This is a genomic window from Streptomyces sp. NPDC041108, from assembly GCF_055592645.1.
Genome location: NZ_JBVIYK010000025.1, coordinates 61447 through 75046 on the forward strand (window position 1 = coordinate 61447; position 13600 = coordinate 75046).

Here is a 13600-nt window from a genome sequence, read left to right on the forward strand (position 1 = left end):
GGGTGTCACAGAAGGAGAGCGGCCCCGAACCGTCCGGAGGGCTGCCGCCTGACCGTCTATCCGGGCCAATAGCGAAACTGACGAGCCCTCATACAGCACGCATTCCGACCGGGTGCTCTTACGGGTGGCCGGGCGGCATACCGCAGCAGGCGACGATTTCAGTCTGATCGGCGCTGGCGCCGGCGAGAGGGGCTACCGCGAACAGTGCGGCCAATGCCACGAACAGGCCGAATACAGCTTTGCGCATCACGTCTCCTTGTCGAAGTAGAACCTGGTTCAGCCCTTATGCTGATGGCGAGCGATCTCTACGGGCGGCCGGGCGGCTGGCCGCAGCAGGCGACGGTCTGGGTCTGGTTGGCGCCTGCGAGTACCGCTGCCAGTGCTACGCACAAGCCGAGTACGACTTTGCGCACTTTCTCCTCCTGATCGCCGGAGTCCGGTGCCGCTTGAAGCGGTCACTGGTTCAGATGCACGACGCAGAGGCCTGGTTGTACGGGAGTTGAGGCTCAGGCGGGAGTGATCTCGAACTTCACAGCCTGCCGGATGGGAGAGCCGTTCCCTCACCCGGTAGGCCGACTGCGGCATCTGGCCGTCGCCTTCGGCACAGCCCGGCCCGGCAGCCGGGAGTCTCGTCGGCGGTGGTGGCAGGAGGACGGCGTGGTCGTTTCCTCCGCCCGCGATGCCTCGTTGGAGCCCCCGAACGCCGATTCACCGGGAGGGGGCGGTTGTGCGGGGTGGGGAGCAGGTTCTTGCTGCGCTGGGGGCGTTGGATGAGCGTGCGCGGGCGTCGGTGCACGGCTGGGTGCTGGCCGCGGAGGTGCTGTCGGTGAAGCAGCAGGTGCGGGGGCTGGCCGACCGCGGTCTGGTGGAGATCGCCGCCAAGGAGGACCGGGCGGAGCTGTCGGCGTGGGAGGGTACCGTGGTGCTGTGGGCGGCCCGCCTCTCCCCGGCCGGACACGATCTCCTGCTCTACTCCCGCTCCCGCCCCCGCCCCGACAACGCCGTCGACGAGCCGGATGCGGGTCAGCAGCTGGTGAAGCTGCTGCCCTCGCAGATGGCGGCCCTGCGCCTGTTCCTGGGCCTGGCCGGCAGTCTGCGGGTGCCGGTGGCGGCAGGGCTGGCGGAGCAGGCGCGTATGGCTCGCAATGATCATGGCGCGCGGCGATGGCTGCTGTACCTGACAGCGGAACAGATGGAGTCGGTGGCGTACGGATTCTGGCTGCACCGGATGACCGGATCGGCGATGGAAGCCAACCACTTCGCCCGCGACTACGGCATCACCCACCACCCCGCACCACACCGGGCCCCTCCCGCCTCACGGCAGACCGGCCCCTGCGAACAGCCTTGAGTACCCGCTCCTGATGCAGTCATGACATGGTGGCGGCCCTGAGGCTTTGGCGAACGGCTGGTTGTCGGCGTGCGCGGTCAGCCCTCCGGGAAGGACATGATGAAACTTCTCCTCACCGACTCCGGTATCAGGAACGCGACCATCCGGGGATGCGCTGGTCAACCTGCTGGATAAGCCGATTGCCGAGTCCTCCGCCCTGTGCATCCCTACCGCGGGGTATGGAGGGCCCGGCGGCGGTCCGGGCGGGCCATGGCGATTCATCAGCGGACGGTCCCCGAGCCCCATGACCGCGCTGGGATGGAAGTCGGTGGGCGTGCTGGAGCTCACCGCGCTGCCCAGCATCGAGGAGGCACTCTGGGTCTCCTGGGTCCGGGAGGCCGATGTCCTGCTGGTCAATGGCGGCGACGCGCTGTATCTGTGCCACTGGATGCGGGAGTCGGGGCTGGCCGGGCTTCTGCCGTCGCTGCCCGAAACGGTCTACGTGGGACTCAGCGCCGGGAGCATGGCGATGACGCCCAGGGTCGGAGCGGAATTCATGGGCTGGAAGCCGCCCGCCGGCGGCGACAGCGCGCTGGGTGTGGTGGATTTTTCGATCTTCCCGCACCTGGATCACCCTGCTTGCCCGGAGAACACCATGGTCGCGGCGGAGCGGTGGGCGGCCGGGGTCGCGGGTCCGGCGTATGCGATCGATGAACAGACCGCCATCATGGAGGCCGATGGCGCTGTGGAAGTGGTCTCCGAGGGCCATTGGAGGTTGTTCTAGTACGTGTGGCTACACCCGTATCACAGCTGAGCCAGGCATTCCGCTGTGTCTGGCTGGGTTGCCGCCCAGGCTGCGGCGACCAAGGGGCGGTGTACGTCGGCCCGTCGGATGCAGACGCCGACGGCGAGGCGGTCGCATACGGATGGGGCCCAGCGGAACCTGACCGAACAGGCCGCGACCACGGCCATCGACACCGCCTGCTGGCTGCTGCGGCTGCTGTCGATCCGCAACGGGTTCGCCGAGTTCGCCGACCGGGCCGCGAAGGAACAGATGACCTACCGGGGCTTCCTCGCCGAGCTGCTGATGACTGAATGCGACGCCCGGGCCCGACACCGCTCGGAGCGCAGGACCAAGGCCGCTGGGTTCCTCCGGGACAAGTCGATCAGGTTATCTGAGGTAGTGGCGAAGGATCCTTGTAAAGCTGCTGTTCGGGACGCTGCGGACGCGTCAGGAAGGCGGCTGAGTGCGCCCTCCACCCAGGTTGCCTGCTCTTGGAGGCAATCCACTGTTCTGTTGGAGTGGTGCTTCCATATGATCGCGTGATGACTGCCGATGCCCCGCTCACCCGAGAGTCGTTCCGGCGCCTCCACCCCATCAGCACGCCCCGGCTGGTGTCTCAGTTTCCGGATCGTGTCTGGACTGACGAAGACTGGGACCGGATCCAGCGCGGATATCGAGCCCGGGACATGGATGAGAAGTGGAATGTCTTCGTTGAAGGCGATGTCCTTTTCATGCACCGGAGTTGGACCGGTCATGGCGTCTATGAGGTGTCCTTTGCCCCCGCGGCTGGTCGTGGGAGGAGGATCGTCTCTGCTGTGGTCGAGGCCGATGGGGAACGCTATCGGAGCAGAGGCGACGAGTACGACTGTCTGATGATGGAGCTGATCATCAGTGCGATCGTCCTTGGTGAGCCCGCCGTCGAACTCCGGTCTGGCCTTGTTGAGTTGACTGCCAGGGCTTCGGGAAAGAAGCATCTTCCCTCGGGTGTGGTGCAGCACAGTGTTCTCGGATTGCGCTCTGGATCGTAAGTTCTGCAGCCCGGAGAGCGCTGTCACCGCCCCGGGCCGTGTGACTGGATCACGCGGTGCAAGCGCAGGATCTCGCCGTGTGCGGCGGCCAGTCGCTGTTCGAGTTCCTGGACGCGCTCACGGTGAGTGGTGCGCTCACGTCTGTTCCGGGATGCTCGCCGTGAGCATTTCGTCGATGCAGCTGCGCAGCCCGACACCGGTGGAGTCGATCCAGGTGAGCCATGGCACCGGCTGGAGCAGGTTGTCGTACTGACGGGTGCCGGGGTCGGTGAGGAGGGCGCGGAGCTCGTCGGGGGCGGGGTCGGTGACCAGGCAGAGCCAGGCCAGGCCGGCGCCGATGCGGACCTCGGGCGGTCGTCCGGGATCCGACCACAGGCTCCGGGCCCACTGGGAAGCGTGCTCGTCCTGGCGTTCGCGGGCGAGTTGGGCGATCGCCAGGATCAAGCTCACCCGGACCACCGCATCGTCTTCCCCCGCCAGCCTGGACTGCAGAGCAGAGGAGATGTGTGAAAGCTCGCCGGTCGCCGTCGCCAGAACGTAGGCGGTCACGGAGCGGACCTCGGGGTCGGGATCGGAGAGAAGCGGGAGCAAAAGCTGCAGGTCGTCCGTGACGGCCTGACGGGTGGCCTGGATCGTCCAGTCCACCGGGCACATCGTGCTGCCCTCGATCACCGACGGCTCCTCGGCGACCTGGAGCAGGCCTTCCCGCGATCCGTCCTCCAGATGCTGGCACCGGCCGATCTCGGCGACCAGGCGAAGGGTTCGGGTACGGCGTTCGGGGCGCACGGTCGCCGCGATCCGGAGCAGGAACGGCACCGCCAGTGCTCCCACCGCGATCGTGTCGCCCTGATGGTGAAGACTCGTCCAGAGCTGCCGCAGGGCCCGGTCGGCAGCTTCGGCGTCTGCGGACGCGAGCGTGGCGAGGAGGCCGGGGATCTCCTCGCCCGGGCCGTAGAAGTGCCGGAACCGCTGCCAGGGGACCTCGTCGTACCGGAACCCGTCCTTGACCTCCCGAGGGATCGCGCTGACGGCCGCCCGCACGTCGCCGTCCGTGCCGACCCATCGTTCCGGCCAGTCCTCCCAGCGGTCGTTGTCCATGGCTTGGCCTTCCAGTCCGTCGACAGCTCCGAACGCCCGGAGTCTAACGATCGGTGATCAAGAGACGGACCGCTTCTGCCGCACCGTGGCGGCACTCCACCAAGGCGACGTCATTTCTCGTGAGCATCGGCAGCACTCAAGATCGCAAACTGCGGCACACACTGCTGGTCAAACGCTGCTCCTGCACGTGAACGAAGCCACCTTCGTGCGCCGGTGGCGTCAGGTTTCGGTGCCGTATGCCGTTTGGGGGCTGCGTCGGGTGTTCGGGGCAGTGGAGGGGCGACAAGCATGCTCAGTGCGTGATCGAGATCACGTGTTGTGGCTGGAACCTTTCTTCCGGCTGGCCTGTTCACGGCACATTCACGGGAGCTACTGTCCTCGTTCACTGATCAAATTCAGGAACAGGTCATTCCGTTTTCGTGCTGGGGAGCACGGTGGACCCTGCCCTGATGACGGTCTGTACTTGTGAGCTGCGGTTCGCGCTTGGCGCGGTCTGCGTGGGGTGGGAGTTCGGGTGGCTGCTCGGCGTGCGCGTGTTGTCTCGGTGGGCCTTGCGGGTGCGATGCTCGCGGCTTTGCTGTCGACGGTGTCGGTGGTGTCGCCGCAGCAGGCGGGGGCGGCCGCAGCTGACACCACGCCGGCGGTTCCGTCGCAGCCTTTGGGCTCGGTTCCGCAGCAGAAGGCCGAGGAAGTCGGCAAGGCGCTGCCGGTGCCGCAGTGGCCGAAGGCGGGCGAGGCGAAGGTCGATCTGTCGGAGGCGGCCCCGGGGGAGCCGGGCACGGTGGCTCCCGAACCGTCCGCCTCGCCCACCGCGGACGGTTCGGGCGGTGAGGCCACTGAGGTAGCGGATGTGGTCGAGGTTGCTCCAGTAGCGCAGGAAGCCGGCACCGAAGCCCAGTTGGGTGCGGCACGCCTGGCGAAGGACGAGACCGTATCGCCGAGCGCCACCCCGAGTTCCTCGGATGACGTGGAGCCGCAGGTCTCCGAGCCGGGCGAGACTGCAGGAACAGCGTCCACATCCACTCCCGATCCCACAGCGCCGTCACCGAGTGAGTCCGCTGCGGAGCTGGTCTCTCCGGATCAGGTCGATGTGCAGGTGCTGGACCGTGAGGCGGTGGCTCCGGCGGGTGGTATCGGCTTGGGCCTCCAGGTCACGCGGACCGATGGTATCGACGCTCCCGGCGAGGTCCAGGTCGGCATCGACTATTCCGGTTTCAAGTACGCCTACGGTGGTGACTTCGCCTCCCGGCTGCGGCTGGTGAAAGCCCCGGCGTGCGCGCTGGAGACCCCGCAGGCGGCGGGCTGTACAGACCGTGAGGCTGTGCCGGTGGAGAACGACACCGCATCTGGCACTCTGACCGCGACAATTGCGGCGGCGCCCGACACGACGGCGGACGGCCTCACACCGCAGCTGATGCGGGAGACCGGCACCAGCGGGGGCAGTGTGTTCCTGCTGAACACCGGTTCTTCCTCCGACCAGGGCGACTACCGGGCCTCCACGCTGTCGCCCACCGGATCGTGGGATGTGTCCACCGGCTCGGGCGCCTTCAGCTACAACCTGCCGATCCAGCTGCCCAAGCCGCCGATGGGCTCGGCGCCGCCGCTGGCGATGACGTACAACTCGCAGTCGGTGGACGGCCGTACCTCGGCGTCGAACAACCAGTCGTCCTGGGCGGGTATGGGCTGGGACCTGAGCGTCGGCTACATCGAGCGCCGGTACCGCAACTGCACCGAGGACGGGCTGCCGACGATCGGGGACATGTGCTGGGACTCGCCGAACTCCTTCTTTGAGCCGTCCGGCGCGGTCTACGTCATCAACCTCAACGGCGTCACCTCGGAACTGATCCAGGACAACACCGGCATGGGTTCCTACCACGTCAAGGACGATCCGGGCTGGCGGGTGCAGCGTCTGTTCGACGGGCACGGCGCGGGCCGTAACGGCGAGTACTGGCTGATCTCCACGCAGGACGGGCAGCGCTACTACTTCGGCTGGGGCCGCTCCGAGCGCTCAGGCACCGCGACCGCCTCCGTCTTCACCGTCCCCGTCGTCGGCAACGACACCGGCGAGCCCTGCCACGACCAGTTCCCCGAGCCGTGCACGCAAGCCTGGCGCTGGAACCTCGACCGCGCGGTCGACGCCAACGAGGTCGAGACGATGTACTTCTACGACAAGGAGTACAACCACTACCGCTCGGTCGCGAACACCGACAAGGCCCGCCAGTACGTCTCCTCCGGCTATGTGAAGGAGATCCAGTACGGCTGGTCCTCACAGATCACCGACGGCAAGGTGCCCGCGAAGGTCGAGCTGAGCCACGTCAACCGGTGCATCGAGCGGGTCCAGGAGAACGACCCGCTGCGCGATACGCCTGCAGCGTGCCCCACCTTCGACGACAAGCCGACCTCCTACCCGGACGTGCCCATCGACTTGATGTGCGACGGCACCTCCGCGGACTACGAGTGCGCGGGCAAGACGTACTACCCGACGTTCTTCTCCACCGACATGCTGTGGGACATCAAGACCTACGTCAGTGACCAGGACGGCACCGGCTGGGACCTGGTGCAGCAGTACCAGAACAAGTACGGCATGCCGAACCCGGACGGGACGATCGGCAAGACGCTGTGGCTGGACTATGTGCAGCGCCGCACCTACGGCAACGGCACCGACCTCGTCCTGCCGGTCATCAACTTCAACCGCATCGACCTGGACAACAAGGTCGGCTCCACCGAGCTGAACTTCCCACGGATCAAGGAGATCCACGGCGACCTCGGCGCCACCACCACCGTCTCCTACGGCTTCGCCAACCCCTGCGACATCAACAACCTGCCCGCCCAGGCCACGAATACGAAGGACTGCTACTGGCAGAAGTGGACCCCGGAGGGCGAGACCGAATCCCGCACCGGCTGGTTCAAGAAGTTCCTCGTCACGCAGGTCGACGTCGATCCGACGGTGACGACCAACCAGGACGGCGCCCCGGTGATGACCACCTCGTACACCTACGAGGACGGCGCCGGCTGGCGGTTCACCAACGACCCGCTCACCAAAGACGAGGACGAAACCTGGTCCAACTGGCGGGGCTATCAGGAGGTGAAGGTCTCCACCGGCGCGGGCACGGGGAAGAAGACACAGAAGTACTGGCTCTACCGCGGCCTGGACGGGGACCGTACATCCAAGACGGACCCGTCAGCGACGAAGAACGTCACGGTCGACAACGGTGACGGCGGCGCGTTCGCCGACCACGACTGGCTGGCCGGCAGAGTCTTGTCCACCTCGCTGCGCGACGACCAGGACGTCTCCCACGAGCGCACCTACCACTCGTACTGGTCCCACAACACCGCCCAGTACAACGGTCTGCCCGACGCCCGCTTCGTCCGCGAGTCCAAGACGACCACCAACACCAAGATCAGCGGCGGCTGGCGCGAACGCACGGTGGAGAACGAGTACGACGACGCCGAAGCCGCCTCCACCACCTTCGGCCTGCCCATGCGCACCGACGACTGGGGCCAGACGGATGTCTCCGACAACCGCTGCACCACCTACGGCCGCGCCTACAACACCGACCCCTACGACTCCACCGGCGCCCAGCGCTGGACCGTCCTCCAAGACCAGGTCAAGCACTATGCGGTGGGCTGCTCCAGCATCGCCGACAGCAACCAGGACGGCTACGCCACCACCCTGTACGACGACGCCACCACCGTGGCCGCGAACAAGCCGGTCGACGGCAACCCGACCGAGGCACGCGTCTACACCAAGTCCGGCAGCTACCGCTCGACGCGGTCCGGCTACGACGACGCGGGCCGTGTGATGTGGACCGAGGACGGAAAGGGCAACCGCACCACCACTACCTACAGCCCGGCCAACACCTGGCCCCTCAACGGCATCACTACCACCACACCGGACCCGGACGGCGCTTTCTCCACTCGCACCGGACTGACCTCCACTGTGTGGACCTCCCGCTTCTGGAGCATCCCGACTACCGTCAAGGACGCCAACGGCCACTCCACCACGGTCACCCTGGACTCCGCCGGCCGCATCGTCGAAGTCTGGAAGCCGACCGAGACCGGCAGCTCGCCGTCCATGACGTACAGCTACAGCGTGCCCACGTCGACCAACGGCTCAGGGGTCCCGGACGCGGTCGACGGCTACCCGCACACGACCTCACGTGTGCTGCAGTCCGGCAGCACCTACCTGACCTCGCATTCCTACACCGACGCTCTCGGCAGAGCACGGGAGACGCAGACTCCGCTGCCGGACGCCACCCTCTGGCCGACCCAGCAGGTGGTCCCGTACCGGCAGGTGTCGGTCACCCGCTACGACTCGGCAGGCCAGGTCACCGGCACTTCAGCGGTCTTCCGCAATCAGGGAACCGCCGGCTCCGGCGGCCCCTCCAGCCCCGAGACCGCCGACCTGCCCTCCTACAACGACCTGGTCCTGGACTGGGCAGGCCGCACCGTCGTCTCCAGGCTCCAGGCCAACGGAGTCACCCAGGACGAAGGCAAAATCACCACCACCTACAACGGCGACCACACCATCGTCCAGCCGGCCGCAGGCGCCCCCGTCGACACCTACACCGATGTCTACGGCCAGATATCCAAGGTCGTCGAACACAGCGGCAGCACCACCTACACCACGTCCTACGGTTACACCGAAAAGGGCGAGCTGAAGCAGATCACCGACCCTCGCGGCAACAACACCTTCTACACCTACGGCTGGGCCGGGCAGCGTCTCACCGTCGACGATCCGGACGCGGGCACCTCGACGACCGAGTACGACGAGAACGGGCAGATCAGCAAGACCACCAGCAACGGCGGCAAGACCGTCCTGACCTACGGCTACGACAACCTCGGCCGCAAGACTGCCGTCGCCAGCGGTGCGGACGAACTCGCCTCCTGGACCTGGGACGGCCTGGGCGTCCCCAACGGCAAGAGCCAGATCACCTCCACCACCAGCCGCGACAGTGCCGGCAACACCTACACCACCAGCACCGGATCCTTCGACACCCGCGGCCGCCCCCTGAGCAGCACCGTCACCCTCCCAGCCGCCGTCAGCGGCCTGGCCGGCACCTACACGACGTCGTTCACCTACGACGCCGCCGACCATCTCACCAAGGCGACCTACCCGGCCGCGGGAGGTCTCGCCGCGGAGACGGTGACCACCACCTACGACACCTACGGCCGACCGGACCGCCTCACCAGCACCCTGGGCGCGGCCGTCTACATCGACGACACCGCCTACGACTCCTACGACCGCCTCACCGGACGCACCTACGGAGCCGACTTCGACGGCACCGGCATCAACGCCCAACGCGCCTACAGCTACGACGACAGCAACGGCACCCGCCGGCTCACCTCCATCGCGACGACCACCAACGTCAACGAACTGATCACCGAAAAACAGAAAGACACCTACCGCTACGACCTGGCCGGCCGGATCACCGAACTACGCGAGGAGGCCACCGGCCAGACCGCCCAGTCACAGTGCTTCCGCTACGACGACCAGAGCCGCCTGACCAACGCCTTCACCCACACCCTGCCCTGCGCGAACTCCGCACAGCCCACCACCAACAACCAGGGCACCGCCCCCTACCAGACCGCCTACACCTACGACCGCATGGGCAACCTGCAGTCCGTCACCGACACCAACACCGCCGGCACCGCCAGCCTGCGCGACTACCTCTACCCCGGCTACGACGACGCCGGCACCTGGACCACCGCCAACGCCAACTGGCCCCACGGCGTCCGTAAAATCCTCCACAAGACCGGCAGCACCACCACCCGCACAGACACCGTCACCTACGACGACGACGGCACGATGCTCAAGCGCATCGAACAACCTGCCACCGGCACGGCAACGACCCTCGACTACACCTGGACCAAGCTGGCCCAACTGGCCACGGTCAAGACCACCAAGGCCAGCGGCAGCGAACTGACCCGCTACGCCTACGACGCCGACGGCAACCTCCTCGTCCGCACCACCCCCAGCGAAACCATCGCCTCACTCGGTGGCACCGAACTGCGCACCGACGGCACCACGGTCACCGCGACACGCCACTACACCAGCGGCGGCGCCACCGTCGCCATGCGCACCACCGAAGGCACGACTGCCACCAACGGCAAAGTCACCTACCTGATGGCCGACACCCAGGCCTCCACCCAGATCGCCGTCGACGCCACCACCGGCACTTCCACCCGCCGCCGCTACTTCCCCTTCGGCGACGAACGCGGCGGCACCCTGCCCACCGGCACCGACAACGGCTTCCTCGGCAAGACCGAAGACACCAGCACCGGCCTGTCCCTACTCGGCGCAAGGGCGTACGACCCCAACTTGGGCCGCTTCCTGAGCCCGGACCCGCTCATCAGCCCCTATAACCCGCAGAACCTCTCCTCGTACACGTACTCCTCCAACGACCCGGTCAACCGCATGGACCCAACCGGCCTCGAGGACTGCTACCCGTTCGACTGCGCAGGGGACGAAACCGACTTCGACGGCCCCGAGTCTCCGTTGGTGGTCAAGGATCTGGGAGACGACGAGGCGCCAAGCGCTCCGACGGATCTGGTCCGCAAGTACCTGGGAGACGATCAAGACGCACCGACCGTCGGGCAGATGCAGGCCGCCGGAACCTATATGCCGCACGTCAGCCCCGAGCTGAACTACGAACTCTACTTCCGCGAGCGCTGCGGTAGAGACGGTATGGGCACTGACATGACGTGCGCGAACTTCCGCAAATACTACGACAACTGGGCACACGTCAAGAGCATCGACGCGGACTCCTGCCCGATATGCGGAAACATAGGATTCCTCGCCATCGTCGAATACGCACTCGGACGCGGCGGGAAACTTGGAAAGGCCTGTCCGAACAGTTTCCTCCCCGAAGCCGGCGTCCGCATGGCCGACGGATCCGTCAAGGAAATCGGTGACATCGAGGTCGGGGACAAAGTCTTCGCCACCGACCCGGAAACAGGGACAACCGAAGCACGCACCGTACTCGCCACCATCATTACCAAGGAAGACAAGGAATTTACCGAGCTCACGGTGAAGACCGGTGACGGTGACGTCGAGATCATCGCAACCGACCACCACCCGTTCTGGTCACCGTCCGCCGGTACATGGATCGACGCGGCTGACCTCGCAACTGGCATGACCCTGCGCACAGACACCGGAACCACTGTGACGGTGGGTGCTGTCCGTTCATTCCAAGACCAGTTGGAAACCCGCAACCTCACGGTCGAGGACTTCCACACGTACTATGTGCTGGCGGGCGAGACACCGGTCCTGGTCCACAATACAAATTGCTTCAAGCCTGACGTCAATTCCGATGGCTCTGTGCCGATGCCCGGTACGCGCGGTACGAAGCCCCTGGATGGCGGACCGACTGCCGCAAGCGTTGGCAGTAGAATTTGGGGAGGATCGCCGCGTGGCGTCGAGGAGGCTCTGAGGCAGTCACCGTCTCCCGAGGAGCTTCGCGGGCAAGCATCGCTTAGTGATGCGCTCAGGTTGCGCAGATTTTATGTAAACGCTGATGCTATGCGCCCGCAAAACCCAAGCGCGGCAGGACGGGTCAAGTTGCTTCAGCGCATTATTGACGCGTATGGGCATGACGGATGAAACGAAAGATAAAACGGTGAGCAGGATAAAGATCTCCGCAGATGAGACAGTCGGATGCACTCTGATGATCGAACCGCTCGGGATCAACTATGAGCTGGAGCCAGGTGCAGCCATGTTCTTCGATTTCTCACCAGCCAGGATCGACGAGATGGAGATCATGTACTGGGATGGAGGAATTTCTGTCTGGATTTACGGTGATGTCATTGTTTTCGATCGAGATGGGAAGGAAGTGGACCGCCTGTTCTCCTGACCCAAGTTGAGCAATAGTCACCGAGTTCCGCGTTCATCCCCCAGGTCCTGGCACCACTGGGACATCCACGCGCCGCAGACAGATGGCTGGCGTCCAACCGCATTCACCTGCGGAAATGGGGCGGCAGCGGCGGACACAGTGTCCACCACCACTGCCTCCAGGGTGTGTGTCTTCCAGCTGGGCAGCGGCGCCGTGACGTTGCTGATCCTGTGGTGGGAGACCCGCCGCTGCTCTCGCTGCGGGCCCGCACTCTTCTGCGGGCCCGGCGACCGGTCAAATGCGTCACCGTCGATGCGGGCCAGCAGTCTGCTTTCGGTCGCTTCCGCAGGCAGGTTCCGCTTCGGGCACAGTGGGTCCGGCCGCACGCCGAGGGGTTCGAGCAGTTGGGGATGGGTGTCGACGATCCATTCGCCGACCGCCAGCAGGGAGCTCGCCCGGGTCAGCACCGCGCACGTGGTCAGCGCGAGCACGACGGTCAGGGCCTTCCCCCGGCACCACCTCTGGATGCTCACTGAGCTGGTCAAGGGCAGGCGGGATCGGCGATGATGCGTCGGCAGGCGCGATCTTGCAGGCAGGGCATGGGCCGTCGAGAACTCCATGATCTTGGAAGTCCGTGCCTGCCCCGCTTGCCGGGAGCCATCGAGACCGAACCGGTCCCCGTCGGACGCGGGTCCTATCGATGACTGTCGAGCGGCAGTTCAACACGTCGCCCGAGACCGATCTCTTCCGCCTCATCGTTCGTGACCATCGCGAACACTCCGCTCGGGCTGCCCGGAACGCCGGCCACGCGGGACGCGACGGCCAGGAGATCCGCCTCGGCGGCACCGGTGATGAAGAAGACGTACGCCTCGCCGTACTCCTCTCCTTCGTCATGCACTTCCGCTGCCTCCTGTTCAGCCAGGAAGTCCTCGACCTTGTCGATCCAGGGGAAGCCATAGGAACCCTCCGGAGTGCCCGGGGCCTCCCCAAGGGGCACATGGATCTCAACGACGATGTCCATGCAGGCATTCTCCCTGGCCAGGACCCGGCTGCGTGCTCCGCTTCTGGAACACCGCGAGGCGCGGCAAATCTTTATGAATCGGATGGCATCTGGCTACGCCGAAGCCTTGCCCGTCGATCAGGTCGGGGTGGAGCTGGATATGGCGCAGGCCCCGGCGGAGAGTGCGCTCGAGATGCTCGTCGTCAGTGAAGGCGGTGTTCGCCAGTGAACCGCGCCGTAACAGCGACCAGACACCCTCCACCGGATTCAATTCCGGCGCTAGTACGAGTCGTCGTACATCTGCCGCAGGAACACATGTCCCGCTACTGAACTTGAACTCGTGATGTCGGCCGTGTCGCGGAACCTGCTGGGTGCTGGTCGTTCGGCATCAAGAGCGTGTCTGCAACCAGTGACGCGCGGCGGCCAGTGTCACTTCGAGCAATGCTCGGAACCTGTGGATCGGTGCCGGGAGGAACGCGGAGGGCGTACCTTCCCGATGATCCCTTGAAGGTCTCCGAGTAGGCCCGCGTT

General features: G+C 65.9%; 8 protein-coding genes and 2 pseudogenes. 6 read left to right on the forward strand and 4 right to left on the reverse strand.

Annotated features, from left to right (window positions below):
- Positions 1-766: 766 nt before the first annotated feature.
- The 4 genes and pseudogenes from ACZ6BB_RS38885 to ACZ6BB_RS38900 all read left to right on the forward strand — a co-directional run bounded on the left by ACZ6BB_RS38885 (position 767) and on the right by ACZ6BB_RS38900 (position 3139).
- Positions 767-1348, forward strand: coding sequence for a DUF6417 family protein (locus ACZ6BB_RS38885; protein ID WP_471619822.1), 582 nt, complete (start codon positions 767-769; stop codon positions 1346-1348).
- Between the two features lie 283 nt (positions 1349-1631).
- A complete protein-coding gene (locus tag ACZ6BB_RS38890) occupies positions 1632-2111 on the forward strand; it encodes a Type 1 glutamine amidotransferase-like domain-containing protein (RefSeq protein ID WP_471619823.1) in 480 nt (159 codons plus the stop codon).
- 108 nt (positions 2112-2219) lie between these two features.
- Positions 2220-2498 (forward strand): annotated as a pseudogene (locus tag ACZ6BB_RS38895) (hypothetical protein); the annotation flags it as partial.
- A gap of 155 nt (positions 2499-2653) precedes the next feature.
- Positions 2654-3139, forward strand: coding sequence for a hypothetical protein (locus ACZ6BB_RS38900; protein ID WP_471619824.1), 486 nt, complete (start codon positions 2654-2656; stop codon positions 3137-3139).
- A gap of 135 nt (positions 3140-3274) precedes the next feature.
- Here ACZ6BB_RS38900 and ACZ6BB_RS38905 read toward each other — a convergent pair whose 3' ends face one another.
- Positions 3275-4237: a hypothetical protein gene (locus tag ACZ6BB_RS38905; RefSeq protein WP_471619825.1), complete on the reverse strand. Its 963-nt coding sequence runs from the start codon at positions 4235-4237 to the stop codon at positions 3275-3277.
- Between the two features lie 562 nt (positions 4238-4799).
- Here ACZ6BB_RS38905 and ACZ6BB_RS38910 point away from each other — a divergent pair.
- Together ACZ6BB_RS38910 and ACZ6BB_RS38915 are read left to right on the forward strand one after the other, a co-directional pair.
- Entirely contained in the window at positions 4800-11840 is a 7041-nt protein-coding gene (locus ACZ6BB_RS38910; protein ID WP_471619826.1) for a polymorphic toxin-type HINT domain-containing protein, read from the forward strand.
- Positions 11824-12090 (forward strand): hypothetical protein, encoded by a 267-nt coding sequence (locus ACZ6BB_RS38915; protein WP_471619827.1) that lies wholly within the window; start codon positions 11824-11826, stop codon positions 12088-12090. Before ACZ6BB_RS38910 ends, ACZ6BB_RS38915 begins: the two co-directional genes overlap by 17 nt.
- Positions 12091-12107: 17 nt before the next feature.
- Here the strand turns inward: ACZ6BB_RS38915 and ACZ6BB_RS38920 are convergent, their stop codons facing one another.
- From ACZ6BB_RS38920 to ACZ6BB_RS38930, 3 genes and pseudogenes are all read right to left on the reverse strand, one after another.
- Entirely contained in the window at positions 12108-12689 is a 582-nt protein-coding gene (locus ACZ6BB_RS38920) for a transposase family protein (protein ID WP_471619828.1), read from the reverse strand.
- A gap of 74 nt (positions 12690-12763) precedes the next feature.
- On the reverse strand, positions 12764-13090 hold the full coding sequence (locus tag ACZ6BB_RS38925; RefSeq protein ID WP_471619829.1) for a hypothetical protein: 327 nt from the start codon (positions 13088-13090) through the stop codon (positions 12764-12766).
- A gap of 109 nt (positions 13091-13199) precedes the next feature.
- Positions 13200-13349: pseudogene (locus ACZ6BB_RS38930) on the reverse strand (IS630 family transposase); the annotation flags it as partial.
- Between the last annotated feature and the right edge of the window lie 251 nt (positions 13350-13600).